Annotated in this window: 26 protein-coding genes and 4 pseudogenes; 17 read left to right on the forward strand and 13 right to left on the reverse strand. The window is 51.0% G+C overall.

Going from position 1 to position 25478, the window contains the following annotated elements; all coding sequences use genetic code 11:
- Window positions 1–275: 275 nt before the first annotated feature.
- From JEM67_RS11755 to JEM67_RS11765, 3 genes and pseudogenes are all read left to right on the forward strand, one after another.
- A pseudogene (locus JEM67_RS11755) lies at window positions 276–1137 on the forward strand (portal protein); the annotation flags it as partial.
- A gap of 612 nt (window positions 1138–1749) precedes the next feature.
- Window positions 1750–1992: a hypothetical protein gene (locus JEM67_RS11760; RefSeq protein WP_199638931.1), complete on the forward strand. Its 243-nt coding sequence runs from the start codon at window positions 1750–1752 to the stop codon at window positions 1990–1992.
- A gap of 445 nt (window positions 1993–2437) precedes the next feature.
- Window positions 2438–2821, forward strand: a complete 384-nt coding sequence (locus JEM67_RS11765; RefSeq protein WP_199638933.1) for a hypothetical protein — start codon at window positions 2438–2440, stop codon at window positions 2819–2821.
- A gap of 216 nt (window positions 2822–3037) precedes the next feature.
- Here JEM67_RS11765 and JEM67_RS11770 read toward each other — a convergent pair whose 3' ends face one another.
- Window positions 3038–3250 (reverse strand): hypothetical protein, encoded by a 213-nt coding sequence (locus tag JEM67_RS11770; RefSeq protein WP_199638935.1) that lies wholly within the window; start codon window positions 3248–3250, stop codon window positions 3038–3040.
- Window positions 3251–3447: 197 nt separating this feature from the next.
- Here JEM67_RS11770 and JEM67_RS11775 point away from each other — a divergent pair.
- Window positions 3448–3582 (forward strand): annotated as a pseudogene (locus JEM67_RS11775) (NADP-dependent isocitrate dehydrogenase); the annotation flags it as partial.
- A gap of 1246 nt (window positions 3583–4828) precedes the next feature.
- Here the strand turns inward: JEM67_RS11775 and JEM67_RS11780 are convergent.
- Entirely contained in the window at window positions 4829–5431 is a 603-nt protein-coding gene (locus JEM67_RS11780; RefSeq protein WP_233527860.1) for a helix-turn-helix transcriptional regulator, read from the reverse strand.
- 206 nt (window positions 5432–5637) lie between these two features.
- Between JEM67_RS11780 and JEM67_RS11785 the strand changes: the two genes are divergently transcribed.
- Window positions 5638–6504 carry a hypothetical protein gene (locus tag JEM67_RS11785; protein ID WP_233527861.1) on the forward strand — a complete coding sequence of 289 codons (867 nt, stop codon included), beginning with the start codon at window positions 5638–5640 and terminating at the stop codon, window positions 6502–6504.
- A 100-nt stretch (window positions 6505–6604) separates the two neighbouring features.
- On the opposite strand, the pseudogene JEM67_RS11790 reads toward JEM67_RS11785, so the two are convergent.
- Window positions 6605–6865: pseudogene (locus JEM67_RS11790) on the reverse strand (SOS response-associated peptidase family protein); the annotation flags it as partial.
- Between the two features lie 244 nt (window positions 6866–7109).
- On the opposite strand from JEM67_RS11790, the pseudogene JEM67_RS11795 reads away from it, so the two are divergent.
- From JEM67_RS11795 to tolA, 3 genes and pseudogenes are all read left to right on the forward strand, one after another.
- Window positions 7110–7205, forward strand: a pseudogene (locus tag JEM67_RS11795) (hypothetical protein); the annotation flags it as partial.
- Window positions 7206–7486: 281 nt separating this feature from the next.
- A complete protein-coding gene (locus tag JEM67_RS11800) occupies window positions 7487–7978 on the forward strand; it encodes a hypothetical protein (RefSeq protein WP_199638942.1) in 492 nt (163 codons plus the stop codon).
- 153 nt (window positions 7979–8131) lie between these two features.
- Window positions 8132–8680 (forward strand): cell envelope integrity protein TolA, encoded by a 549-nt coding sequence (gene tolA / locus JEM67_RS11805; RefSeq protein WP_199638944.1) that lies wholly within the window; start codon window positions 8132–8134, stop codon window positions 8678–8680.
- 102 nt (window positions 8681–8782) lie between these two features.
- Here tolA and JEM67_RS11810 read toward each other — a convergent pair whose 3' ends face one another.
- The 5 genes from JEM67_RS11810 to JEM67_RS11830 form a co-directional block, all read right to left on the reverse strand.
- The gene (locus JEM67_RS11810) at window positions 8783–8962 is read right to left on the reverse strand and encodes a hypothetical protein (protein WP_199638946.1); all 180 of its coding nucleotides are present in this window, start codon (window positions 8960–8962) and stop codon (window positions 8783–8785) included.
- A gap of 147 nt (window positions 8963–9109) precedes the next feature.
- Window positions 9110–9322 (reverse strand): hypothetical protein, encoded by a 213-nt coding sequence (locus JEM67_RS11815; protein WP_013812545.1) that lies wholly within the window; start codon window positions 9320–9322, stop codon window positions 9110–9112.
- Window positions 9323–9458: 136 nt separating this feature from the next.
- Entirely contained in the window at window positions 9459–10571 is a 1113-nt protein-coding gene (locus JEM67_RS11820) for an AI-2E family transporter (protein ID WP_199638948.1), read from the reverse strand.
- A gap of 577 nt (window positions 10572–11148) precedes the next feature.
- Complete coding sequence (locus JEM67_RS11825) at window positions 11149–11607, reverse strand: GNAT family N-acetyltransferase (protein WP_199638950.1); 459 nt, start codon at window positions 11605–11607, stop codon at window positions 11149–11151.
- A 356-nt stretch (window positions 11608–11963) separates the two neighbouring features.
- Complete coding sequence (locus tag JEM67_RS11830; protein ID WP_233527862.1) at window positions 11964–12527, reverse strand: MFS transporter; 564 nt, start codon at window positions 12525–12527, stop codon at window positions 11964–11966.
- 222 nt (window positions 12528–12749) lie between these two features.
- On the opposite strand from JEM67_RS11830, the gene JEM67_RS11835 reads away from it, so the two are divergent.
- From JEM67_RS11835 to JEM67_RS11860, 6 genes are all read left to right on the forward strand, one after another.
- Complete coding sequence (locus JEM67_RS11835) at window positions 12750–13787, forward strand: LacI family DNA-binding transcriptional regulator (protein WP_199638952.1); 1038 nt, start codon at window positions 12750–12752, stop codon at window positions 13785–13787.
- 203 nt (window positions 13788–13990) lie between these two features.
- Complete coding sequence (locus JEM67_RS11840; protein WP_199638954.1) at window positions 13991–14914, forward strand: TIM barrel protein; 924 nt, start codon at window positions 13991–13993, stop codon at window positions 14912–14914.
- A 14-nt stretch (window positions 14915–14928) separates the two neighbouring features.
- Entirely contained in the window at window positions 14929–16101 is a 1173-nt protein-coding gene (locus JEM67_RS11845) for a Gfo/Idh/MocA family protein (protein WP_199638956.1), read from the forward strand.
- 153 nt (window positions 16102–16254) lie between these two features.
- Entirely contained in the window at window positions 16255–16464 is a 210-nt protein-coding gene (locus JEM67_RS11850) for a hypothetical protein (protein ID WP_004943339.1), read from the forward strand.
- A gap of 147 nt (window positions 16465–16611) precedes the next feature.
- Complete coding sequence (locus tag JEM67_RS11855; protein WP_199638958.1) at window positions 16612–17355, forward strand: DUF3658 domain-containing protein; 744 nt, start codon at window positions 16612–16614, stop codon at window positions 17353–17355.
- Between the two features lie 127 nt (window positions 17356–17482).
- Complete coding sequence (locus JEM67_RS11860) at window positions 17483–18127, forward strand: Qnr family pentapeptide repeat protein (protein WP_199638960.1); 645 nt, start codon at window positions 17483–17485, stop codon at window positions 18125–18127.
- A gap of 38 nt (window positions 18128–18165) precedes the next feature.
- Here JEM67_RS11860 and JEM67_RS11865 read toward each other — a convergent pair whose 3' ends face one another.
- Window positions 18166–18495, reverse strand: a complete 330-nt coding sequence (locus tag JEM67_RS11865; RefSeq protein ID WP_013812555.1) for a DHCW motif cupin fold protein — start codon at window positions 18493–18495, stop codon at window positions 18166–18168.
- 47 nt (window positions 18496–18542) lie between these two features.
- A complete protein-coding gene (locus JEM67_RS11870) occupies window positions 18543–19163 on the reverse strand; it encodes a LysE family translocator (protein WP_370576194.1) in 621 nt (206 codons plus the stop codon).
- Between the two features lie 399 nt (window positions 19164–19562).
- Between JEM67_RS11870 and cspE the strand changes: the two genes are divergently transcribed.
- Entirely contained in the window at window positions 19563–19775 is a 213-nt protein-coding gene (gene cspE, locus JEM67_RS11875; protein WP_004943356.1) for a transcription antiterminator/RNA stability regulator CspE, read from the forward strand.
- Between the two features lie 402 nt (window positions 19776–20177).
- On the opposite strand, the gene JEM67_RS11880 is transcribed toward cspE, so the two are convergent.
- Entirely contained in the window at window positions 20178–20858 is a 681-nt protein-coding gene (locus JEM67_RS11880) for a hydrolase (RefSeq protein WP_199638964.1), read from the reverse strand.
- A 268-nt stretch (window positions 20859–21126) separates the two neighbouring features.
- On the opposite strand from JEM67_RS11880, the gene JEM67_RS11885 reads away from it, so the two are divergent.
- Both JEM67_RS11885 and JEM67_RS11890 read left to right on the forward strand, forming a co-directional pair.
- Entirely contained in the window at window positions 21127–21555 is a 429-nt protein-coding gene (locus JEM67_RS11885; RefSeq protein ID WP_199638966.1) for a universal stress protein, read from the forward strand.
- 330 nt (window positions 21556–21885) lie between these two features.
- A complete protein-coding gene (locus JEM67_RS11890) occupies window positions 21886–22641 on the forward strand; it encodes an SDR family NAD(P)-dependent oxidoreductase (protein WP_013812558.1) in 756 nt (251 codons plus the stop codon).
- Window positions 22642–22680: 39 nt separating this feature from the next.
- Here JEM67_RS11890 and JEM67_RS11895 read toward each other — a convergent pair whose 3' ends face one another.
- Window positions 22681–23961, reverse strand: a complete 1281-nt coding sequence (locus JEM67_RS11895; RefSeq protein WP_199638968.1) for an NAD(P)/FAD-dependent oxidoreductase — start codon at window positions 23959–23961, stop codon at window positions 22681–22683.
- 11 nt (window positions 23962–23972) lie between these two features.
- Window positions 23973–25469, reverse strand: a complete 1497-nt coding sequence (gene puuC, locus JEM67_RS11900) for an aldehyde dehydrogenase PuuC (RefSeq protein ID WP_199638970.1) — start codon at window positions 25467–25469, stop codon at window positions 23973–23975.
- Window positions 25470–25478: the final 9 nt, after the last annotated feature.

A 25478-nucleotide genomic window follows, 5' to 3' on the forward strand; every position in this document is an offset into this window, starting at 1 on the left:
TAGATATTCCTACCCTCACGACGAGGTCTGTTCGACGATCTCCGGACTGACATCGCCGAGGAGACTGCGGCGGCGGGCCCGGGTGTAGAACACTTCCAATGTAATCGAAGATGTCGGCGAAGGCCATCGAGTGGATGAATCCAGTTCTGCGGAGCTGGGTGAGCTACTTTATGTGGGCTAAAGCAAGTGGCCGCTTGAGGACTTGATAGTTGGGTATGGCATAAACTTCGTTATATCATCAGACGTCAATGGAAGTGGCGGCCAGGCCCATGACGGTGCAGCAGGATTTTCAAGTCGCCCAGCAGCAATTTATGGTGATGCAGGAGTCCATGAAACTTATTCAGGACGGCATGGGTGTGTACTCCGCGTTTCTGGGGCAGGACTCCAGCGCCTCGAGTGGCATCGCTATAAGCAATCTGGTAGAGAGCAAGGTGCCACGACACCGGCAGAAATCAACGACAACTACCAATTCGCCTGCCAGCAGGTGGGTCAGCTGTTGTTATCGTATCTGTTGGAGGACTTGAGCCGCCGTCGTAATCACAAAGTGGTGATCAACAGGGATGATAAGCGGCACCGTAAAGAGATCATGCTGAATGTCAAGGATGAGCAGGGGCCGATGAATAACGACGTATCACGGCTACGCGCTCATATCGCCCTGGCACCTATTCAGCAGACGCCGGCGTATAAATCTCAACTGGCAGCGCGGATGTCTCAGGTGATTACCGGCCTGTCGCCGGAAGTGCAGGCGACAGTGCTGGATATGTGGGTGGAATTGCTGGATGTTCCGAACAAGCAGGAGTTCATTGAGCGGACACACCGAAAGCGCCAGACGAAATGATGCCAGAAGAGCAGCAGGCGGCATAACAAGAGCAGCAAATGCAACAAGCACAGCAAGAGCTGGCGATGCGGGAGATTGCAGGGAAGGTTGCCAAGCTGGAAGCGGAAAGCAAGCGGATTTCTGCTCAGGCAGAACGTAATCAGGCATTAGCTAACGGCCAGCGCTTCAGTGATGCTCATACGCAGGCGCAGACGGGGCAGATATTGCAGCAGATGGAGAACGTGTCTGCTGAGATTAATGCGTTGAATGACCAGATGCTGCAAACTATTCAGGGCGAGATCGACACCATACCTTTATGATTCTCTTCCAAAGAGGCTTGATAGGGGAGGCCAAGTGCCAAACCTTTCTTTTCTAATAATATCGAGTATTCTCCCTGCAGAGAGGAATACAAATTTGATAAAATAAGCTGCAATATCATTAGAATAAGCACGATGATTTGAACGAAATTCATTTCGCCAGACATCATATAGGCGAGAATTTCTTTCCAGGATGCTCCTAACATCCATAGGATGTGGCCAGTGTGAAAGATAGCTATAGTGCAACCAAGCATAGCTAGTCTGATTGTGGTTTTGCTCGGGCGCTGAACTGTAGTAACCAGCAATAGAGTTAAATTTAGAAAAGCAAAATGGAGCCCATTCATTATGGATACCTCATTTTTTGCTTGAACATAGAAATAATACGCCCTAAATTTCGAAATGATATCAAGCCTCGCCGCTAAAAAGCGGGGCTTTTTTATTTCCCTCGGTCAAGATCAGTGTTGTTGTGCTTTTCTTTGAGTAATTGTCCGCCTCGTGCGGGCATTTTTGTTTGTGCCGCTATGCACTTTGGCATCAGAGCGCTTATTCTCACGGGCAGCGATACGCCTTTCCATTTCGGTTCCATCCGACAAATAGACATGCAGGAGTAATGACGTGGATATTGATAATTTAACGGGTAATGAGACGGCAGAAGAACTTGAAGCCTACCTCGAAAGTCTGGGGGAACTGGAGATTTCAGATGAAGTGGTGGTTCCTGCTGGTGCTGAAAAACCTGGAGTGCAGGCTGTCGCGACTGTTGAGCAGGTTAAAACGGGCGAGACTGAAGTCACACCGACGCCGGGTGTAACTGTTGAACAGGCCGGAGTAAGCAATGCAACGGGCAGCAGAGCAGAATAGAGAGGATAGATCGCTTTATGGCGCAGCGTAATAAGCTAGTGCAGCAGGCGGTTGAGAGGGTGAATCCGTATTTTAATAAGTGATGTTTACTTGTGTTTTTTTCATGCTTGATCTGACACTTTTTCTGCGCTGACGAAGGATTGTTTTGGTCGTCTAAAATTAAATGGGCGGTGTATAATGGGCTTGGAAATAATAACAATATAAAATAGAGATCTGTCGGAATTATTAACTTATTGAATAATTGACCTGCTTTTAAAAGCGACGTACAGGATGTTGTAACCACCGAGATTGCACTGTATTCTCGTTTGTGAGATATACTTTTTGGAGTGGTTTGCATTCTAGTGATTATCTGCCATGCTGTTTTATCAGGCTATTTTATCGAATAATAAACATAGCCTGTATATTATTTTTTCTGCGATCAATACTATGATTTCTGGAGGATGAAATGGGTAATCTATACGTGACAAATGTTACAGGCGCTCAGATTTCAGTAAATAAATTAATTATCAATGCAGAAAATATCAATCCAGCCGCACAGAAGTTGAGTTCAGGTTCAACGGCCAATTGGGCATATACTGAATTTACAGCGGCGGACTTTGATGACATGATATTAAGAATAAGCTTTGGTAATTCAGACTATATGATTGATTTAAATAGAAGCCATTTCTTTGGAGACAACGACGGTGCGTATCCCGGTGCAGATTATGATATTAACTTCGTACTAATGGGGTTTAATGGCAACGAGATATCGATTATGATGGTTTATCGCACTTCTGCTGGTGGTGCTTTTAATTATTGTGACGATGTTAAGTACTTGCAAAAGTATTAATTATCATGATAAAAATACGAGCCAAAATAGTGGTTCGTATTTTTCATTGGTATTGGTTGGGATTTGATAAGTGGAAGCAACTTATGAGGGACAGAACTTTACATGTCAAATATTCCCTCTTTCTTATCCTTACATAATTCTATAAAAGTTATTGATGGCAATCCCCATGTTATGGGGGGGTAGGGCTCCAATTTAAAAGAACCATTCACTCTAATATCATTTTAGTGACTGATGGATAGCGGCGAAGATGAACAGAACAAAGAAAAATCCAACGATTCCAAGGATAATACTGGTGTTACTGTCCAGAACCATACGGCCCTTGCCTGCAAGCATGTAGGCAGCGATGAGGAAGGGGATGCAGAACGCCGGGTGTATCATCACCATAACGGCGGCAAGGATAAGGCAGATAACGAAGATTGTGGATGTCATAGAGTTCCTGTTGTTAAATTTTAGCCAGGATTGTTAATTGACTTTTGTGATTAAAATACATACAAATACTTTCAGTAAAATTCAAAGCAACCTTTTGAAATCCCTAAGATTTACCGATCATGAAATTCAGGTGTATTTTCCAAAGTTACTTTGAGCTTTACTTATATAAAACATATGGTTAAAACGAATATTGCATTATATTGCTGCGTCACATGGGCTGGTTCGAGGCGGCAGACCTGATTGTTAAAAGCATGGAAGGCGCAATCGCTGCCAAGACCGTGACCTATGACTTCGAACGCCTGATGGATGGCGCTAAATTGCTGAAATATTGATGGTTTGCGCCGCTATCGTTAAACACATGTAATGGTGTTTGAATAAGAACGGGAGCCTTAGGGTTCCCGTTTTTTATTATTCAAACTGCAACGGTTATCAAAACTTGGTCATTTTGATACTTACCTAAACCTATACTCATATTGAGTAAGGCTGAGTGGCATTTTTGAGCGAGGAGCGGAAGTCCATAATCATTCCCACTTTTGGCGAGAGCAATACTAACATCCGGGTGCTTTAATTAATGGACAACTGGCTAGTCGGAGGTGCAGGGTTTTGACATATGTCTCATGTATCTATTGACCATTATTTCCAATCCGTGGAAGTGCGTTGCAACGAATGTAATTCTACCAACCTCAGGAAGTTACGTTGTCGCGACTCAATTGTCTTACGCTGATTTTGTGTCATCCGCCGGGCTGTTTAATGCGTTGACTGGCGAAGTAATGGGGTACGAAGATGGCCGGGTTATGCAAGCTGGAGTATCTCCTACAGGGGCATTGGTTGACCTGAGTGGAACATCAAACTATCTCTGGATTGGTACCACTTACCTTGCCTAAGCGGGCAATCTTAACGTCTGTAACGGTACGTTTGCGAGTGCTCGTTGTTTGAACCAGGTAACAGAGAACGACGCGATACTGCTATCAAACCGCACATCAGCATGGCCGGGATGGACCCCGGCAACTCTCCAAAAACCATCTTTATTTGCCGATTAATGTACTGAATTTTTGATGTTTGCCAGAGCTTTCCACCACAAAAAGCTTTCGCTTGTACTATATAAAAAACAGCAACAAGGAAACGTTATGATTTTCTTTTATCCAACACCAAACCCGCGAAAATTCGAACTCCCGTTGTTATCAGACAAAGTGCCGACGGGTTTCCCAACTCCTCCAGCTGATTACATCAGTTCACGCATCGACCTGAACGAGTACTACATCAGCCATCACTAGCGCATATCCATGATTCCATAAGGGCTTAAACATTCTTCTTGTAGTAATTTAATGAATTTGGCCACCTGAACAGAGGTGATGTTCTCACCTCAGGACAATGCAGACCCCCTCTACCTGTCAATATGAATGAACCGGAAACGTACACTTCACTTTGAGGTTTTTCATTTGCTTTCTAGTGTCGGAACCATCAGAAATACAGCATTTATAATGTGAGTTGGCCAGTTTGTATGGCTTTAATAATGGCGGCACTTCTTGAATTTGTGTTGAATTTCTGACGTACTTTTTTAAAGTGGAAGTTAACATTTTATTCTGAACAGTTGATTATTTTTGAAATTTCCCAAGTTGTTTTACCCATCAGATACCAGGAGCAAATTTCTTTTTCTCTGTTGCTTAACGTAATGGTATTACGTTTGCATTTTAGTATGTGAAAGTAATGTACTATTGCATCCCGTAACGCAATCGATCTACCGATATATTTATTTATTTTATTAATGCAGTCACTCTCATTGCAATGAAATGACAGCATCAGGATCCCAAATTCATTGTTGATACCATGCAGGGGGAAAGATACACTATGGTGAATTCCATATCTTTTAAGATCATGAAAAAAAGTTGATTTTGTCTCCATCGTGTTCCCGCTCCACACTAGCGGGATAATGTTGTGCAAGCAATATTCCACGACGGGATTCTGACTTATGCACTGTTTTTCACTTTGTTCTTTTAAAAAAGACTCATCATAATTTGTAATAATAATTGGGTTTTTTATTTCATTTTTAGTATCTGAATAAATAAGATAATACCACTCAACCTCTATAGCTGATTTCATCGAGTGAAGAAGCCTGTGGATATCATCAAAACTATCCACGGTAAAGCTTGAATAAAAATCATATAAGTCAACTGAAGCCATGGTTACCATTCCATTTATTTAATCGGTGAAATTTTATTATTTACAAGACTAGTGTACAGCCAGAGACTGACAACTATCTCTTTTGATAGTTGCGACATGATAATTTCGGTGAAAAAATTCATATTGAAGTTCAGTCAAAATAACACTCATGGTAATTACATATGATGATGAAATTTCAATGCGAATTTAATTTTAAGAGAGGGCTTATGAAACGAACTACCGTTATTTCACTTCTTGGAATGGTGTTTTTTTCGGCAAATGTATTTGCTGCAGAATCAGAAGTCAGTTCGGAGGTAAAAGATGATATTGCTGATGTACTGACTGCACAATACAATAACATAGCCAAAGACTGTGGAGATGAGCAATCTCCAGCATTTCTTTGCTCCGGCGTGTTAATGAGAGGGACGAGACCCGGAGTTGATTTCTGGAGGCTCAATCCATCATCGATAAAAAACAATGGTGTGTCATTCTCTTACTTGCGTAAGGATGCTAAATTCAACACTACAATTGCTAGTGCCAACGGGTTTATTCTTTTTCCGGGTAAAATGACGCCAGCAGAGGACGAACAGGTTTCGGTATTATGCTCTTATGCGCTCGATGCAAATACGTGGGGGAGACAGGGAAACTACTGTGGTTCGCCTCCTTCGCCTGAGAAAGGGCAGTCATGTCAGGACTTTGGCGTATTTACCGCTCATCAGTTAAATAAAGCGATTGCCAGAAGGTCAGCCTGGGGGGTATGTGCATTTGATGTCAGACCTACGGCAAAAAAACCGGCTGATGCGTTTTATCAGACATTGCTCGCGATGCCGTATCTTGGAAATGGATTAAATTATAACGAAATTATGGTTAAACCTTGGGATGAAAATAATCCGAAGGGCATACCCATTGAAGCACTGTTTTACCTGAATGGAGGGGGACTAGTGTATGCACAGCAGGATCAGCGTAGCTACAAAAATACAACAGGTAAAATTTTACCTATCGTTAAAATTGAGCTCCCTAAAGGCGTCAGCGTGCAACAATCGACAGATGCGATCTTTAGCTATGAACCAAAAGATCAGGTGGTTGAGAAATAAACGATAGACTCTCCCTGATGATGTGCTGTAAATAACAATACCGCCCGTCGGAATATTTCGCCGTAAGTCCCCGTTATCCAAGCGTGGATTTACGGCGCATTGTAGTGGCTGCGGTTCCAATGCGTGCATTGATAACCGGCTGGCGTTCCATTTCTTTCCACCATTCAGGGTCGTAACCCCACTCGAGAGGATCGAGGTGCAACTTATCGTTTCGCTGGTTAAGCATCAGAACTCGGGTACCTGGCGCCACGTTGTAGCGACCGATCGGAACATTATCCAGCGTGCTGGCAAATTCAAGGTCGGAGGCGAGCACGTCGAGATAGTCGGTGCAGGTCTGTACCTGGGCAAATCGTCCACACATAACCACCCCTTTTCGGTGCGGATTTAGGGTAAGTATAGGGGATGTTTCTCGAAGGGTTTCTGATCAGCATGAGAGGATTCGCCCCTCATCCCTACACCCCATAACTGTGTATAGGAGCAAAAAAACATTATCAAAACCCGATAAGCATTTCTTGAAATCAATGGGTTATAAACAGTGTCAAATGATGCAAACTTACTGTTTAAATCGAAATAATTAAATTCAATTTGTTATTAATAGCCATCTACTGTTGCGCCACATGGGTTGGTTCGAAGTGGCCGACCTGATTGTTAAGGGCATGGAAGGCGCAATCGCCGCAAAGACCGTGAGCTATGACTTCGAATGTTTTTATCTATGTTGCCACGAACGATTGTTATTGCGTTTATTACCCTTGTTCTTATTAAATATTAGTGTGCTTATTTTTATCTTGGTTGGTATTTGTCTGTCCTCCTGTGATTTTATGCGCCAGGTGATATCAACTTTGAAAGTAACAAGATGAAATGAAAGGTAACGCATTGTGTGACATTGAGTTTAATATGATTTTCGCCCGCTGTTTCATTGTGCTGGGCATTAATTTTGGCTATCTTTGAATGCCTAACGGATAATTTAATATGGAAGAGTGATATGAAAACCATGTTGGCTATGACGCTGGTTGCCTTAATTTCTGTAAGTGCAGCGAATACGGATGCTGCGACCACCAAAACGGTGAATGGGAAGCTTGAAACAGGCTTTGGCAACCCAACGTACAAGCAAGTGCTACATTATCGCAAGATGTATGAGAAAAAACCTTTCCCTGATGCTGAGATTTATTACTACGATAACGGCGTCTATAAAATCATTTCGCAGGGGGAAGACCATTATGGACTCTATGTGCTGCAGGGTGGATTTCAAGAACAGACTTATACCATAAGATTTGTTTCCTTGCCGTCCGCCGACTGGGGGAGTAAAACAGCATTTCATCAGTTGACTTTTATTAAGAATGATAAAGGCAGTGATGGTGTGTTTATCCAGAATGCGATTGTTGATACCGGCGAGGCAATTGCTCAGCAGAATGGCACTTTTTCTCTGGAAGAGAATAAGGAGAAGGACCCAACGAATAAACGGTGGGGAAGTTAATTTACAGCCAAACTCAAACATCAGGGCGACTCAATAGTTTTGATTCTACCCTGAGTAAACTGAATGCGCCCCGGTTTGAAGTGACAGTCACCGGCAGTCATTCAAGCCCTGGTATCCGTCGGGGCTTTTCTTCTGCCTCGAACGCCTGATGGCATGCGCTTTCCTAATGTAGGTTTGCAATACAGTGATCTAAGCCTGCTTAAATTTGCCTGTGTTGGTTTATTATTCTTTCCTGTGGATATTCTATTAAAGAAGGGAATCATGAAGAGAGTTCATTTGGGGCTTGAGATTTGTGCACCGGCATTATCGCTTGTTATCGCCGCGCTGTTGTTGACGGGGTGTGCGAAGACGAGTTCCGTGAATAAACCTGTGCCGTCTGATGAGGGTGTCGATGCGATGTTTGCCGCCTTCGAAGGTAAAACAGCGCCTCAACCTGGGGCGGAGGCCAGCCAGTATGCTATGCAGATACAATCCGCTATTCAAAGCCATTTTCAAGATACCGGCTCATATACCGGTAAGCGATGCGCTTTAAGAATTATGCTGGCACCGGATGGGATGCTTTTAGCTGTGCGAGCCGAAGAGGGTGACCCTGATCTTTGTCGTGCAGCGATAAAGGCGGCCACAAAGGCCCGTTTTCCCAAACCGCCTTCACCAGCCGTTTATGATGCCTTGAAAAATCCTATATTGGAATTCCGTCCCTGAGCACCTGAATGAGCGGGGGAAAACGCGTCAACGCTATTTAGGCCGAGTCAATTTGAATAAAAACGGGAGCCTCTGGGCTCCCATTTTTTATGATCAACGTCCTTATTTCATTTCTTTCAGTTTGGCGCGTGCAGCCCAAGCAATGGCGACCATGCTGATAGCGCCGACAAATTTGGGCCATTGAGCACAGGCGAAGAATTGTTCACTTATTTCTTTGCTGAGGGCAATGCAGGTGTAAACGGTGGCGAAGGTAAACCACGCTTTGATCCAGGCGGCGCTCATGGGACATCCTTTTCGAGAGATAAGGATGAAAATATCACCCCTTTTACATTAACAATCAAGCCTCTCTCAGCCGCTTTCTGGGGCTGCTGCACGATGACGTTAACCCTATCCCCTAAACGGCGTTTCTACCCTGATACTGACCCCCGGCTAATAAAGCTTTATGTCCACTTCCTGCTGTTTCAGGTAGGTACTGACATAGCCATAGGCGCAGTAAAAGGCCAGCAACGACAAGATGAGCACCGCGAAGGATGCCTTGAATTTGACGTCACCGTCTTTCGACATTTGGTAGGCGCAATAGATAAAAGACAGCAGAAACAGCAGAGTAAAGATTATTGCTAATGTGGCATATAAGATAAGCATGGCTCAACACGGTCTTCCCTGTGAGTGTTACAACGCAAGCTCAAGGATAACATAAGGGGTTCGGCGTAACGCGATGGCAAACGTTGGGGGCCTGAACAGGCCCCCGGAATTAACAAAACCAATGCTTCAACGCAGCTTAACCGGCATCAGGATGATTCTTGCCTTCTTCGATAAAGGCTTCATCAATCTCGTCGGTGGTCTCCTCACTGTCGCGGCCGGAAAGGATATTCCAGCAGGCGATGAACAACGCGGCGATCAACGGGCCGATAACGAAGCCATTGATGCCGTAAATCTCCATCCCGCCCAGCGTGGAAATCAGGATGAGGTAATCCGGCATCTTGGTGTCTTTGCCGACCAGCAGCGGGCGCAGAATATTGTCAACCAGCCCGATAATCACCACGAAGAACCCGACCAGGAATGCACCTTGCCACAACATGCCGGTAGCGAAGAAATAGATGGCTGCCGGCACCCAGATAATGGCGGAACCGACGGCGGGGATGATGGACAGGAAGGCCATCAGCGCGCCCCACAGCAAACTGCCATCGATGCCGGTGATGTAAAATGCCAGACCGCCGAGGGCGCCTTGCACAATCGCCACCACCACGGTGCCTTTCACCGTAGCGCGGGACACGGCGGCGAACTTCACGAACAGGTGGTGTTTAACGTGCTCGGACAGCGGCAGCGCTTCAAGCGCCAGTCTCACCAGATAGGGGCCGTCTTTCAGCAGGAAGAACAGCAGATAGAGCATGATGCCAAAACCGACGGCAAAGTTGAACGTGCCTTTGCCGATCAGGAATACGCTGCCCGCCAGGAATTGCCCGCCCTTGAGCGCCACTTCGGAAAGCTGCTTTTGTATTTCCGCGGCGCTGTCGAGGTTATGCTCCGCCAGAAAATGCCGTGCCCAGCTGGGTAAATGCTGCATCACTTCGGCCAGCATCGCAGGCAGTTGGGTATTGTTGTTTTGCAGCTTTTCGTAGAGAACGTTGAATTCAAGCGCCAGCGACGAAGCGATGATCGCCAACGGGGTGAACACAATCAGGCAGATCACCAGCAATGTTAACAACGAGACCAGACCGTTGCGGTCGCCAAGGTATTGCTTAAGCTTGTTTTTCAATGGGTGGAAAATCACGGCCAATATGATGGCCCAGAGCACTGACGAATAGTAGGGACCCAATACGTCCAGAAAAGCGGCGGTTACGATGAAAAGGATCAGAATAAAGAATCCCTTTGAAATACCTTTAGACATCATATCAGTCCCTCTGATGATAGATTTTATCGGTGAATCTTGGCGCTCACCGACATTGACGAGCAGTGAAAAACAAACCATAGCATCACAATGACTTAACAGTTAGCGGATTGTTGGTGAACGGGGGGTCTCTAGCCTGTAAGCCGGGTTGCTCACGGATTTTTGTATGAATTATCAATAAACCTTATTGATTGTGTTTCATTTTGTGAGTTCGCCTTGATGAGAAGAGGCGGGTTATCTACGTTTTAGGAGAACGTATTTTCACCTGAAACGCAGAGGTAGGCAAATGATTGAGCATAAACGACTTAGATTCATTGAGATAATGGTTGCGATCGCTTTTGGCGGTTTGGTGATTTACCTGATGGCCACGGGCGCGTTGTCCTTGTCAGGGCTGGAGCACCATTGGCCATATCCATCAAGATAACTGTAGTGACTTGCCAGGGTATGCGGAACACGGCGGATAAAAATAACATTACGCTGTTCAGACGTTGCGTTCGGGCGAGGAAAGTACGGCGGAGATCCATAAGCTTAAACGCCGGCCGCTGAATCTCCCGCTCAGATCGGATGTCTTTCATCACGCCTAACCTAACAGGCGTTTCATCATATAAATGCTCAGTGGATCAGGCGAGTAATTGCCAAAGCGCGTTGTCTGTCGGTAGCCGGCTTTTCGGTACAGGCTAATCGCTTCGGGTTGGTTAACGCCGGTTTCCAAATACAGTTCGCCATATCCCAGCGATTGCGCTTTCTGCTCGATTACCTCGATCAATCGGTGCGCAATACCTTGCCCGCGAAAACGCGGATCGACGTACATGCGTTTGATCTCCGCAATTTTACCCTCAGAAATATACAGGCAGCCGCAACCCGCATAGTCGCCCGCGCTTTTTGCGACAAAAGCGCAGGTTTCCGACGTCATTTCCTCAACCGACACCGAATAGAACGAATCGGCGGGGTAAAGCGGTTGCTGGTAGTCGTCCAACGCCGTCACCAGCGCAGCAAAACCGGTATCGGTTACCGCGGTTTCTTCAATAGATACGGCCATTTTCGCTCCCATATAACTGTGGTCATCCTGATAACCACAGTATCACAGCGATTACAGCGTTCCTTTCTGGATAAAGGCCCACAAAAACTGAAAGTGAGCAATGACTGCAATGTTTTGTCGATGGGGTTGAGAAAAACCCTCGATATCATCGCCGATGGAACAGATCAGGAATACCTTGCGGAAAATGGCTTCTGGGGCCAATACCGAATGTGGCGAGTGAAATAATCACTATGGGAATACAAGGCCGCAAAAGCGGCCTCTTTTACTGTTACTGTCGGGTTGATAGTCGCGATGCCAACGCTACCCCCAACGCGGCGGCGGCCAGTACCATTGCGGCGGGTGCGGACCAGCCGGCATTAGCGACGATGCCGCTTATCGCTATGGGGGCGCTCGCCATCCAGCTTTGTTGCCAGCCGCCGAGCAACGGGCCGAAAAAACATTGAGAGGGCGATACCCGCCGGCATAAAGGTGCTCCAGATGCCAAACACCAGATTACGTTTTTGCGGCTGAACCACGCGATTGAGAATCGCTGGGGCGGCGACCACTACGATGACGAAACCCAGGCCCTCAATAAACCGCGTGGCGATCAGTCCGTTGAAGTTATGCAGGCCGGCGCCGACAAAGCTGGCGGCACTGATAATCACCAGTCCAAGGCACAGCAAGCGGCGATCGCCCCAGCGACGGACCAAAATGCCGACAAGAATGCCGCTGAACACGCCAACGAAAGGGAAGGCCGAGATTATCCAGCTTAATGACTCCAGCGAGCGGCCGAACTCGCGTTGCAACTCCGGTAGTGCAATCGTTGCTTTGCCAACCTGCAGGGCTGCCGCAATACCGGCGAACACTATGTTCAGGATCGCCGGCCACTGGGTGGCATTGGGTGCCGCATACTCGATGGCGTCGGATTTTGTCGATATCATGATTCGCTCCGGGGGATAAAATCAGACTATGCGTTATGGCGAAAATAGCAGCAGTTCAATTGTTGCTTCACCTGCCCCAAAAACGTTCATTTCGAGCTTTCTACCGCTCCCCACAACGACTCAACTCGCTATTAACGCGCCCGATCACACAAAACCCCTGGCCGGGTTTCCTCCGTCATCGACACCATGATAGTTTTTATCAAAATCATGATGAGGAAGAGTATGGCAGGCAAGAAAACCACCATGAGCGCCATCGCCCGGGAGGCACGGGTCGGCATCGCCACGGTTGATCGGGTGATAAACCAGCGTGCTGCGGTACGGCCGGAAACGGAGCGCAAAGTTATTGCGGCGGCGAAAAAACTGGGTTTTGCCCTCGAAAAGTCTCACCGGTTGTTTGAGGCGGCCGGGCAGTCGCCGGTGCGGCTCAAAATGGGCTTTATCCTGCTGCGCCGCGAACATTCTTTCTATGCGCAGTTAGCGGAAAGCCTGCTGGAACAGGCCGCGCCGTACTGCGATCCGGCCCATCCGCCGCAGTTCATTTTTCATGACATCAGCGCGGTAGGCGATACCGCCGCTGCCATTACGCAACTGAGCCAGAGCATGGATGTGATGGGGGTGGTAGCGCTGGATAACCCGATGATCCGTTATGCGGTCGAAGAAGCCAGTCGCCTGGGCGTTAAGGTGTTTACGCTGCTGTCGGATCTGTCGGTGCACAGCAGGGCCGGTTATGTTGGCCTGGATAACCAGCAGGCCGGTCGCACCGCGGCCTGGTCGGTAGAGCGCATGTGTCGAAATCAGGGGAAAATTGGGGTTATCATCGGCGATAATCGCTTCCTGTGTCAGGAAACCTGCGAAATCAGTTTTCGCTCTTACCTGCGCGAACACCTGAGTGGTCACCGGGTGCTGGAGCCGCTACGCAGCTATGAACGGGCCGAAAGCGCCAGACAGGTAACCTTGAGCATATTGGCGCAGCACCCCGAATTGGTGGCGTTGTACGCGCCCTGCGGCGGCGTGGAAGGGATTATCGCCGCGTTGCGGGAGAGCGGCAGGCAGCACGACGTGATGCTGGTTTGTCATGGCCCGGTGGAAAACGCGGAGATGGCGTTGATCGACGGCACGCTGGATCTGATGTTGACGCATCGCATTCATGAATTCGCCGCGTCGGTCATCAACACCTTTGTCGCCGCCGGCGGCGGCGAACACCCTGGTTTTATGCAGATCATTAACCGCTTTGATCTGATTACCAAAGAAAATATCTGATCGCCGGCCCCGCTGCGGGCCGTTTCCCCCTGAGTTGCCGTCGATGTCTTGCAGGTCAGGGCCTGTCTGCATTTGATAAAAAAATATCATTTAAGCTATCAAATTTAACGCGATCTCCATCAAAAAATGAAAGTTTCATCATTGATGGTTTCGAAATATTTGTTTGATACTGGCGTCACACCCACCTCGAAACGGAATGAAAAATGACCTTGCCTATCGCTAATGCCCCCTGCAGTTGGGGAGTGGATGATCCCAAAAATCCTTATCTTCCTCCTTACGCCCAAGTGCTGCAGGAGGCGAGCGCCGCAGGCTATCACAGCATTGAGCTGGGGCCGTGGGGCTACCTGCCAATCGAGGCCGCGACCCTGACCGCAGAGTTGCACCGCCACCAGTTGTCGCTGGTGGCCGGCACCATTTTTGACGATCTGGTCAGCGAGCAGAACTTCGCGCACATCCTGGCGCTGACCCATAACATTTGTCGCAATTTGTCGCAGGCGCCCAAGGCACATCCCATTTGCGAAGGCCATTTCTCGCCACCGTATCTGGTGATAATCGACTTCGGCAATCCACAGCGGGCCAGGTTCGCCGGGCAGTCATCACAGGCACCGCGGCTGGCGCCAGACGACTGGAACCGGATGATCGGCCACATCAAAACGGTCAGCGAGATTGCCTGGCAGGAATATGGCGTCAGGCCGGTGATCCATCCGCATGCCGGCGGCTGCATCGAGTTCGCCGATGAGATCGAACTGTTGGTCAGCCAAATTCCGTACCAAACCGCCGGATTATGCCTGGACACCGGGCACCTGTATTACTCCGGCATGGATCCGGTCATCTGGCTCGAACGCTATTTCTCCCGGATTGATTACCTGCATTTCAAGGATGTTAACCCGCAGGTGTTCAATGACGTGCTGAAACGCGGGCTGGATTTCTTTACCGCTTGCGCACAAGGGGTGATGTGCCCACTGGGGCAGGGTGCAATTGATTATCCAGCCGTGCGCGAATTATTGACGGCGCGCGGCTATCAGGGCTGGATCACTATTGAGCAGGAACGGGATCCGCGTCAGGTGCAGGGCAGCCTGCAGGATGTGACGGAAAGCCTCAATTATTTGCGAACAGTCGGTTTTTAATCGGGAGAAACGTGATGATCAACGGCATTAAACCTCTGGAACGCTCCCTGCGTTGGGGCATGGTCGGCGGTGGCGGCACCAGCCAAATCGGTTATATCCACCGTTCTGCGGCGCTGCGCGACGGCACTTTCGCTCTGTTGGCCGGCGCGTTCGATATCGACGTGTCGCGCGGGCGCAGTTTTGGGCAAAGCCTGGGAGTGGCAGCGGACCGCTGTTACCCGGATTACGCCACGCTGTTTCGGGAAGAAGCCGCCAGGGCAGAGGGTATCGAGGCGGTTTCCATCGCCACGCCAAACAACACCCACTTTGCTATTTGCCAAGCGGCGCTGGAAGCGGGTTTGCACGTGGTGTGCGAAAAACCGCTGTGCTTTACCGCCGAGGAGGCGCAAATACTGGTCGAATTGAGTCAAAGGCAGCATAAAATTATCGGCGTCACCTACGGCTATTCTGGCCACCAGTTGATTTTGCAGGCCCGGCAGATGATTGCCGACGGCCTGCTGGGCGACATTCGCATTATCAACATGCAGTTCTCTCACGGGTTCCACGCCGCGCCGGTAGAGCAAGAGAACCCCAGCACGCGTTGGCGGGTGGATCCGCGTTTTGTCGGTCCCAGCTATGTATTGGGTGATTTGGCTACCCATCCGCTGTTCCTGGCGGAAACCATGGTGCCGCAATTGAAGATCAAACGTCTGATGTGCAGCCGCCAGAGCTTTGTCAAAACCCGTGCGCCGCTGGAAGACAATGCCTACGTGTTGATGGAGTACGACAACGGCGCGGTCGGTTCAATGTGGTGTTCGGCGGTCAACAGCGGCTCGATGCACGGCCAGAAGGTGCGCATCGTCGGCGAGAAGGCCAGCCTGGAATGGTGGGATGAACAGCCTAACCAAATGCGATTTGAAGTACAGGGCGAGCCGGTGCGCATTCTGGAGCGGGGCATGCCTTACCTGAATCACGCTGCGTTGGCGGACGACAGGATTGGCGGCGGTCATCCCGAGGGGCTGTTCGAAGCCTGGTCAAATCTGTACCGACGTTTTGCGCTGGCGATGGACGCCACCGACCGGCGGGACGAGGCTTTCCTGGCAGATTTCTGGTACCCCGACGTGCATGCCGGGGCGATGGGCGTGCGTTGGGTCGAAAACTGCGTGCGTTCCGCCGATGCCGGCGCCAGCTGGGTTGAGTTTCGCTAAAGCCCTGCAAGCGAGGTGGAGCCTCGGCGACATCATTTTAGTTCGCTTTTTCGCCACCCAGACGCCAGAGGGACGATACAGTGATCTGCCTCATTAGAGAAAGGGGGGAAAGGCTGATAGGGTAGGGGTTGGCCCAATCACAAGGAGAGAACGATGTTAGAGCAATACTACCCGGCGACGATGAGCTCCAAACCCGTCACGGACGAGCAGCATAAAAGGCTAGTGGCCGTGCAGGCGGCGCTGGAGCTGATCAAGGCCACCTTGTCCGATACCAACGACGGCAACGGCGTGGATTTTCAACTGAAAGCCGCCGAAAAGCACATTGGCCCCATGGCGGATGCCATACAGGAAGCCTTGAAGTAAGCTCCTGCCGCCCATAATCAACCGCCCCTCTGGGCGGTTTTTTGCATTTTGTCCGGCATATTCGGATTGTTTGTCATAGAGCGAAACGGGAAAAGTTGTAAAATCGACCTCAGGATTATCTTAGGAAAGAGCGTGAGGAGAACGTTGATGAAGGATGTGCATATCGCACTGTCGGGCAGCTGTGTACGGTTGGCTTACCCGGGAGAAGACGTACTGGATTTTCCCGACCGGCTGTCATTCGGGCCGCTGTATGCGCTCGACGACGATGGCGCGTTGCAGGCCAGAACCCGCTGGTTGCGCGATTTATACCAATCCGTTCACGCGCCTGAGTGGGACACTTCCGAAGAGAGCCAGGCGGGGATGGCGACGTTAAAAGCGCAACTTGCCGCCGTTACCGGGCAAGTGACCCTGTGGGTTGGCGATAACGCCGATGAACAGCTGATGCTGCGTGCACTGCTGCCGCTGCTTGGCGAACGCCCGATCTTTGTCGTCAACGTAACCGAACACACCGGGCGGCCGAGCACCCACTGGTGTGCGACGGAAATGCTGGAACCCTTGTGGATCCGGCGGCGTGAACTGACGTCGGCAGACAAAACCGCGCTCACCGCCGACTGGCATCGTTTGTTGGTGGAGAATGCCCCGGTGCGGATTTTTGCGGAAAACGCGGTTCGCGGTCAGGCGCAGGATTTTCATGACCGTCAACTGCTTGACGCCTGCCCTGACGATTACACCCAGGGTTCGCGGGTGGTGGGCGAGGCGATGGTGAATTCACCTTATCCGGTGGGGGACACCTTTTTGAATTTCCGTCTGTACGCCTTGATTGCACAGGGGGCATTACAAGCTCAGACTGCCGGCATGAACATGAACCGCATCAAGGTCAAACTGGCATAAATTCCCTCATGCTGCACGCGGATTTTTTGTGCCTTCCTGCAGAGAAAATAGGCCAAAGCGGTTTTCCCGGCCGTGCGGATCGGCTTATAATACGTCATTAGCTGTATAAATAAACAGGTTGGTTGCAATGACGTTGGCTTTGGATGGTGAAAAAATTGGCCGTAACCGGTTTACCGGCGAGAAGATTGAAAACGGCACTTTCCGTAACAGTGATTTCTCGGGGGCGGATCTGACCGGCACCGAGTTCATCGGCTGTCAGTTTTATGATCGCGAGAGCCAGCAAGGCGGCAATTTCAGCCGCGCGCTGCTGAAAGACGCCAGCTTCAAAAACTGCGATTTATCGATGGCTGATTTCAGAAATGCCCATGCGCTGGGCATTGAAATTCGCGAGTGTCGTGCACAGGGCGCCGATTTTCGCGGTGCCAGTTTTATGAACATGATCACCACGCGTACCTGGTTCTGCAGCGCTTACATCACCAAAACCAACCTCAGCTACGCCAATTTTTCGAAAGTGGTATTGGAGAAGTGCGAGCTGTGGGAAAACCGCTGGAATGGGGCGCAGATCCTCGGTGCGACCTTTAGCGGCTCCGATCTTTCCGGCGGCGAATTTTCTTCATTCGACTGGCGTGCCGCCAACTTTACCCATTGCGACCTGACCAATTCTGAATTGGGTGAGCTGGACGTGCGCGGCGTCGATTTGCAGGGGGTAAAACTGGACAGTTATCAGGCGTTCCAGATCATGGAACGCCTGGGCATCGCGATTATCGGTTAGGGCCTAAGGCAGGCAACGCCGGCAATCTGGCGCAGGCATTAATCGACGATAAACAGTCGCGCACCGCCTTGCGTTGACGAGCGGTGCGGTTCGGCGTCGTCCGCCACCTGATAGCTCATGCCCGGCAGCAGAACAAAGCGTCGGCCATCGGCCAACTCGGTATGCAATTCACCGCTCAGGCACAGAAGAATATGACCTTTGGTACACCAGTGGTCCGCGAGGTAGTCGGCCGTGTACTCAACCATTCTGACGCGCAGGTCGCCAAACCGGCGAGTTCGCCAATAGGCCATGCCGGTAATGCCTGGGTGCTCCGTTGCGGCGATGTCTTGCCAGTCAGTAATGCCGAAGGGGAGGTCGGTTATTTTCATGGTTTTTCCTGGTAAACAGCCTGATAAATTGGGTACATCACCCATCGTCAACGCAGTAACTGCCGTATTCCCAGCCCGACGATCAACGCACCGCAAATCCTGTCGATATGGGCTTTGCTGCGGCGATAGGCGCTGGCAATAGGGACGTGCGACAGCACCAGAACGACCAGTCCATACCAACAACCGGCAATCACCGCCACTTCCGCCAGCATGGCGGCGAAGGTCGCCGCTGAGACATGCGCCGGTGCCGCTGACGAGAATACCGCCGCGTAGAAGGCGACAGATTTAGGATTGGCAATATTGGTCGCGATCCCCTGTACAAAAGCGACGCGTGATCCGCTTTTTTCACGGGCGCTGGCGCTTATCAAACCTGAGACAGGTTTTGCTTTGGCGAACAGACGGCAACCAAACCAAATAAGATAGCCGGCACCGGCGATTTTGACTGCCATCGCCAGCCAGGGGAACAGGGCAAAAACCAGGCCGATGCCGAGAATCGCGCCGCTGGCCCAGAACAGATTGACCAGCACGATACCGGCTACCAGAGCGAAAGCTTCCGCCCGGCGTGCAGATACGGCTTTATGCGCTACGGCGACAAAGTTGGGGCCAGGCACCACTACGCCGACCACATACAGGGTGAAAACGGCGATTACCGCGGACATATCGATCATCATGCTACAGCCGATCAGAAAGGAACATGTCAGCAGTTTTATAATGAATCGCGGCCACAATCCATCCTGATATCCGTGCGGAGCGGAAAATTTTTCTTCCGTCTTTATGCTGCCTTTCTCAGCGGCGAGCTTTCATCGTGTTGAACGTAATAAATTCATAGGGTGTATAAATATAATTATAAATATTCCTTGCTTAAATAATCTAGCTGTGTGTAAATAGCGTCATCGGTTTGTAGTACAGACCTTATGAAAGCAGTTTTAGTAAAGCAGTTCTCAGTATTAGTGATATCCCATAGATACCTCTTCTCCCGCGAATTACCTTCTCTAGTGCCCAATAAGTTTCCAACAAAAACAGACCTCTATCGCCTTATGGCGTCTCAAAATATAAAGGAAATATCTATGTCTACTAAAATGACTGGTTTGGTAAAATGGTTTGATGCAGGTAAAGGTTTTGGTTTCATCTCTCCGGCAGACGGCAGCAAAGACGTGTTCGTGCACTTCTCTGCCATTCAGAGCAATGATTTCAAAACTCTTGATGAAGGCCAGCGCGTTGAGTTCACCATCGAAAGTGGTGCAAAAGGCCCTTCAGCAGGCAACGTAGTGGTTTTATGATTTTAAGGTAATGTTTTATTTCTTGCGATAGCGATGATGGCTTAAGCCGGAGCGGATGAGAAATAAAAGCGTTGCTCGAATAAACTCCGGGATTACCCGGAGTTTATCAAAGTCTGAATATTTCGCTCTATTTGAGTAGCGGGAAATATTGGCAACAGAAAAACAGATTGGCGTCGCCGCGTTAATAACGACACTGATTCAGTCTTTTTTTCTGTTGTGAAAAGGTTGTGCTTAGGCTGCGTAACGTTGGAGTGTTCGATGGACGCTTACGCCATAACATGACGGTCGGGAAAGTAACCGGCAAACATTGATGACCCTGGCTAAACACCGGGGTTTTTTTATGCTTATCGCCCCGGCGAACAGGCTGGCCCAATGTGAAGCGGGCCAGCCATAACATGACCGTTACCCGCGCTGGGAATCCAGCACTTCATTATTTTTCACCACGTCCTGGGCTTTAACGTAATTTTCAATCAAGAGTTGATACGCCGGGAAGATTTTGGTGTAAACCTCGGCCCATTGCTGTGCATCCTCGCGGTTCCAGCTACCCTGCAGTTCAGAGGCCACGCCAGCGGTATCGATAGGCACGACACCAGCCTGAACCACGCGTGCCAGAGTGATCTCCTGCGCCATTTTAGAATAGGTGCCTGAGGCGTCGATGACGGCAAATACCTTATAGCCTTCGGCAACGGCGCTGATCGACGGGAAGGCCATGCAAACGCTGGTAATGGTGCCGGCGATAATCAGGGTTTTGCGCCCGGTAGCTTTAACGGCCGCAACAAAGTCCGGGTTATCCCAGGCGTTGATCTCGCCTTTGCGCGCAATATATTGTGCGTGAGGTGCATTTTGGTGGATCTCAGGGATCAAAGGGCCGTTAGGGCCTTGGGGTACTGACGCCGTGGTAATTACCGGCAACTTACTCAGAGTAGCGATACTGGCCAGTGCACCGGCGCGAGCGCGCAGTTCGGTCATGGGCATATCGCCGACGGTTTGGAACAGACCACTCTGGTGGTCAATCAACAGCATGACCGCGTCATTGGCATCAATAACAGGACGTTGACCATTAAAGTTTGCTGGGGTGCTCATCTTGTTTTCCTCTGTAATCGGGGGTGTTGATAACAATTAATTTTGCCTAACCAAGACGTAATCTCAGTGCTTACGAACAGTGTAGGGCCAGGGGAAAATTCCGCTAGAGAGGTAACTCAGGATTCATCGTTCTATAAAAAGAACGATAAAGGCAACGTGCAGGCGATAATTTCAGCGCTGAACTAAACTTGAACTGTATAAGAAGCACGTGAAAAGCCCCTGTCGGGGGCGCTATTTGTGTTCATCAGCGCAATGTGGAGGCTGCATCATGGCTTATCAACATATCGTTGTCGCAACCGATCTCAGCGAAGACGCGGAATTTCTGCTCGGTAAAGGCGCCGGGCTGGCCAGCGCGCTCAATGCCAGGTTATCCCTGATCTATATCGATATCCACCGAACCGGCTATTACGCCGAACTGGGCGTGGGTGAATACCACTACACCGACTTTACTTTTTCGGAACGCGTGAAAAACATGCTGAACGCGATCAAGGACCAGTGTTCCTATCCGGTTGAAGAGGTGATTATCGGGCGTGGTGAACTGACGCAAGAGCTGAATAGGGCGGTGAAGGAGAAGGGCATTGATTTGGTGATTTTTGGTCATCATCAGGATATCTGGAGCCGGTTGATGTCATCGGTGCGACAGGTCATCAACCACCTGCAGGTTGATCTGTTGGTGATCCCCATCGACAAGAAATAAGCCTGTTCACCGCCGCTGCTCAACGAAGCGGGGATGATGTCCTATTACTGCCGCTTATCCAATGAACGGCGGTGTAGGGATGTTATTGAACTTATAGATTCCTGATAGTTCCTCATCGAAATAGTCCCGCCTCTTGATTTTATTAACGTGATCAAAGCATTGGCTTAATTCTGATAATGCCTCGCCTTGCGTATTGAATTACCGGTATATACCTCTTTATGATTAATAAACCGCACGTTTTGACTGGCTCTTGCCCTCCATGAGTTTTATCCTCGGATCTCAGCAGGATTTGTATGATTTATAGAAATACATTCACATGGAGGAGGTTTCATGCGTTTCGACAATAAAGTGGTAGTGATCACCGGCGCAGGCAATGGCATGGGGGAAGCGGCGGCACGCCGATTTTCCGCCGAGGGAGCTGTGGTGGTGCTTGCGGACTGGGCGAAGGACGCGGTAGATACCGTTGCCGCCTCACTGCCGAAAGGCAGGGCGCTGGCGGTACACATCGACGTTTCCGACCCGGTTGCGGTTGAAAAAATGATGAACGAGGTGGCGGCAAAACTGGGCCGCATCGACGTGTTGCTGAACAATGCCGGCGTACACGTGGCGGGTACAGTGCTGGAAACCAGCGTGGCCGACTGGCGACGCATCGCTGGGGTGGATATCGACGGCGTAGTATTCTGTTCCAAATTCGCCATGCCTTATCTGCTGAAAACCAAGGGTTGTATCGTTAACACCGCCTCGGTATCCGGCCTGGGGGGCGACTGGGGCGCGGCATATTACTGTGCGGCGAAAGGGGCGGTGGTCAACCTGACGCGCGCCATGGCGTTGGATCACGGCGGTGACGGTGTACGCGTGAACTCGGTGTGCCCGAGCCTGGTGAAAACCAATATGACCAATGGCTGGCCGCAGGAGATCCGCGACAAGTTCAACGAGCGCATTGCGTTGGGGCGTGCGGCAGAGCCGGAAGAAGTGGCGGCGGTGATGGCGTTTCTGGCCAGCGACGACGCCAGCTTTATCAACGGCGCCAACATCCCGGTTGACGGCGGCGCGACCGCATCAGACGGTCAACCGAAGATCGTTTGATCCTTGGCATAAAGGGCCCAGCATGCTGGGCCCCTTGCATCACACCCCCATCCGATCCCGCAGCGTATAGTAAGCGGCGCCAATTGCGGTGAACGGAATTTGCAGATTGCGGCCACCGAAGAACGGCAGGTGCGGCAGCTTGGCAAAGGCATCGAAACGCTCCGCATCGCCGCGCATCAGCTCGGCAATCAGCTTGCCCGCCAGATGGGTACAGGTCACGCCGTGACCGCTGTAGCCCTGCATGTAATACACATTATTCTCCAACCGGCCGAATTGCGGCATGCGCGACAGCGTGAGAAGGAAGTTACCGGTCCAGCGGTAGTCGATGCGAACGCCTTTCAACTGCGGGAAAGTTTTCAACAGTTTTGGCCGGATCAGATTATCGATATCGTCCGGATCGCGTGCGCCATACACCACGCCGCCGCCGTACAGCAGGCGGTTATCGCCGGTAATGCGGTAATAATCCAGCAGGTAGTTGCAGTCTTCCACGCAGTAATTCTGCGGGATGAGCGACTGCGCTACTTCCGGCGCCAGCGGTTCGGTAGCGACCACCTGCGTGCCGCACGGCATGCTGCGTTTCGCCAACCGGGGCTCCAGCTTGTCGCCCAGATAAGCATTGCCGGCCACAATCACATAGCGGGCCTTCACCTGGCCATCGGCGGTGTTGACAAGCGCCGGTTCGCCGTGGCGAATATGGGTCACCGCCGACTGCTCGAAGATGCGCCCGCCCTGCAGGCGAATCGCCTCGGCTTCACCGAGCGCCAGATTCAGCGGATGAATATGGCCGCCGCTGTGATCCAGCAGCGCGCCGACGTAACGTTCGCTGTTCACTTCCTCACGGATGCGCTCTGCGTCCAGCAACTCCAGTTGGGTATTGCCGTAGCGCTCCCAATGTTGTTTCTGTTCAATCAGTGCATGATATTGCCGGTTGTTCAGCGCGGCGAAGATGCCGCCGGGGCGATAGTCGCATTCGATGGCGTATCGCTTGATACGACTGCGAATGATCTCTGCGCCTTCGAACATCATGCTGCCGAGCATCCGGGCGCTTTCTGCGCCATAGCGTTCCTCGATGACGTCAATGTCGCGGCTGTAGGAATTCACCAACTGGCCGCCGTTACGGCCGCTGGCGCCGAAGCCGATACGGGCGGATTCCAGCACCACCACGTTGTAGCCCGCCTCTACCAGGAATAGTGCAGAAGACAGACCGGTGTAGCCACCGCCGACGATACAAACATCGCATTCAATAGATTCATTCAGTTGCGGGTAGGGCTGATGGCTGTTGGCCGAAGCCGCATAATAGCTTTTTACGTGTTCAGTCATGATAGGGGCTCTTATTCCAGCGAAATCCAGGTGGTTTTCAGTTCGGTGAATTTATCCAGCGCGTGCAGCGATTTGTCGCGGCCATTGCCGCTTTGCTTGTAGCCGCCAAACGGCACGGTCATGTCTCCGTCGTTGTAGTTATTGACGAAAACCGAACCGGCTTTTAACTGTCGAGCCATGCGGTGGGCGCGGGACAGGTCGCGCGTCCAGACGGCGGCTCCCAGGCCGTATTCGCTGTCGTTGGCTAATTGCAATGCCTGCTGTTCGCCGTTAAAGGACGTCACCGCCAGTACCGGGCCGAAAATCTCATCGCGCGCCACGCTCATGGCGTTATCCACCTGGGTGAGAATGGTTGGGCCGAGATAACCGGCATGGCCGCTACGCGGGTGCTCGCGGCCATCAAGAAACAGCGCTGCGCCTTGGCTCAACCCTTGCTCGATATAATCGGCCACTTTTTCACAGTGAGCCTGATCGATCAGCGTGCCCATCACCGTGGTCGGATCGAGCGGATCGCCCGGTATAAAGGCTGCCGCATGCTTGCGCAGGGCTTGCAAGAATTCCTGCTGAATGCTCTCTTCCACCAGCAGCCGGGTGCCGGCGATACACACTTGGCCCTGATTGTAGAAGATACCCGCCGCCGCGGCCTGTGCCGCTTTATCCAGATCCGGGCAGTCGGCAAAAATGATATTGGCGCTTTTGCCGCCGGCTTCCAGCCATACCCGTTTCATATTGGATTGCCCGGCGTAGATCATCAGTTGTTTGGCGACCAGGGTGGAACCGGTGAAGGTAAGGGCGTCGACGTCGTTATGCAGCGCCAGCGCCTTGCCCGCATCGTGGCCGTAGCCGGGGATGATGTTCAGCACGCCGTCCGGCAACCCGGCCTGTTGCGCCAGCTTGCCCAGATAGATCGCGCTCAGCGGGGATTTTTCCGAAGGTTTGAGGATCACGCTGTTGCCGGTGGCCAGCGCAGGGCCGAGTTTCCAGCAGGCCAGCAGCAGCGGGAAGTTCCAGGGTACGATAGCGCCAACCACGCCGATCGGCTCGCGTTCGATCAGCGCCAGTGCATCGCCGCCGGTGGGGGCGATTTCGCCGTAGACCTTGTCGACAGCTTCGGCGTACCAGCGCAGACAGCGGATAGCGCCAGGCACGTCGTCGCGCAGGCTGTGGAGGATCGGCTTGCCGGTATCCAGCGTTTCCAGCAATGCCAGTTCCTCTTGGTGCTGCTCCATCAATGCCGCCAGTTGCAGCAAGGTCGCCTTGCGTTGCGCCGGTGCGGCCCGTGACCAGTCGCCGCGCTCAAACACCTCGCGCGCCGCGCTGACAGCCAGATCGATATCGGCGCTGCTCCCCCGCGCCACCTGCGTCAATTCGCGCTGCGCGGCAGGATCCTCAAGGGTAAAGGTTTCGCCTTCAGCGGCCTGTTGATAACGGCCATTAATAAAGAGTCGGTTCTCAATATTCAGGGCTTGCGCCCGGTGTTGCCAATACTGCAGGTGATGGAAGTCCATGCTTTGCTC

It is taken from the genome of Serratia sp. PAMC26656 (genome assembly GCF_016469055.2).
Classification (GTDB): domain Bacteria; phylum Pseudomonadota; class Gammaproteobacteria; order Enterobacterales; family Enterobacteriaceae; genus Serratia; species Serratia plymuthica.

Coding starts and splice junctions, on each gene's coding strand:
- JEM67_RS11765 (WP_199638933.1), top strand. CDS start 2,438: ATGGGTAATCTATACGTGACAAATGTTACAGGCGCTCAGATTTCAGTA.
- JEM67_RS11770 (WP_199638935.1), bottom strand. CDS start 3,250: ATGACATCCACAATCTTCGTTATCTGCCTTATCCTTGCCGCCGTTATG.
- JEM67_RS11780 (WP_233527860.1), bottom strand. CDS start 5,431: ATGGCTTCAGTTGACTTATATGATTTTTATTCAAGCTTTACCGTGGAT.
- JEM67_RS11785 (WP_233527861.1), top strand. CDS start 5,638: ATGAAACGAACTACCGTTATTTCACTTCTTGGAATGGTGTTTTTTTCG.
- JEM67_RS11800 (WP_199638942.1), top strand. CDS start 7,487: ATGAAAACCATGTTGGCTATGACGCTGGTTGCCTTAATTTCTGTAAGT.
- tolA (WP_199638944.1), top strand. CDS start 8,132: ATGCGCTTTCCTAATGTAGGTTTGCAATACAGTGATCTAAGCCTGCTT.
- JEM67_RS11810 (WP_199638946.1), bottom strand. CDS start 8,962: ATGAGCGCCGCCTGGATCAAAGCGTGGTTTACCTTCGCCACCGTTTAC.
- JEM67_RS11815 (WP_013812545.1), bottom strand. CDS start 9,322: ATGCTTATCTTATATGCCACATTAGCAATAATCTTTACTCTGCTGTTT.
- JEM67_RS11820 (WP_199638948.1), bottom strand. CDS start 10,571: ATGATGTCTAAAGGTATTTCAAAGGGATTCTTTATTCTGATCCTTTTC.
- JEM67_RS11825 (WP_199638950.1), bottom strand. CDS start 11,607: ATGGCCGTATCTATTGAAGAAACCGCGGTAACCGATACCGGTTTTGCT.
- JEM67_RS11830 (WP_233527862.1), bottom strand. CDS start 12,527: ATGATATCGACAAAATCCGACGCCATCGAGTATGCGGCACCCAATGCC.
- JEM67_RS11835 (WP_199638952.1), top strand. CDS start 12,750: ATGGCAGGCAAGAAAACCACCATGAGCGCCATCGCCCGGGAGGCACGG.
- JEM67_RS11840 (WP_199638954.1), top strand. CDS start 13,991: ATGACCTTGCCTATCGCTAATGCCCCCTGCAGTTGGGGAGTGGATGAT.
- JEM67_RS11845 (WP_199638956.1), top strand. CDS start 14,929: ATGATCAACGGCATTAAACCTCTGGAACGCTCCCTGCGTTGGGGCATG.
- JEM67_RS11850 (WP_004943339.1), top strand. CDS start 16,255: ATGTTAGAGCAATACTACCCGGCGACGATGAGCTCCAAACCCGTCACG.
- JEM67_RS11855 (WP_199638958.1), top strand. CDS start 16,612: ATGAAGGATGTGCATATCGCACTGTCGGGCAGCTGTGTACGGTTGGCT.
- JEM67_RS11860 (WP_199638960.1), top strand. CDS start 17,483: ATGACGTTGGCTTTGGATGGTGAAAAAATTGGCCGTAACCGGTTTACC.
- JEM67_RS11865 (WP_013812555.1), bottom strand. CDS start 18,495: ATGAAAATAACCGACCTCCCCTTCGGCATTACTGACTGGCAAGACATC.
- JEM67_RS11870 (WP_370576194.1), bottom strand. CDS start 19,163: ATGATCGATATGTCCGCGGTAATCGCCGTTTTCACCCTGTATGTGGTC.
- cspE (WP_004943356.1), top strand. CDS start 19,563: ATGTCTACTAAAATGACTGGTTTGGTAAAATGGTTTGATGCAGGTAAA.
- JEM67_RS11880 (WP_199638964.1), bottom strand. CDS start 20,858: ATGAGCACCCCAGCAAACTTTAATGGTCAACGTCCTGTTATTGATGCC.
- JEM67_RS11885 (WP_199638966.1), top strand. CDS start 21,127: ATGGCTTATCAACATATCGTTGTCGCAACCGATCTCAGCGAAGACGCG.
- JEM67_RS11890 (WP_013812558.1), top strand. CDS start 21,886: ATGCGTTTCGACAATAAAGTGGTAGTGATCACCGGCGCAGGCAATGGC.
- JEM67_RS11895 (WP_199638968.1), bottom strand. CDS start 23,961: ATGACTGAACACGTAAAAAGCTATTATGCGGCTTCGGCCAACAGCCAT.
- puuC (WP_199638970.1), bottom strand. CDS start 25,469: ATGGACTTCCATCACCTGCAGTATTGGCAACACCGGGCGCAAGCCCTG.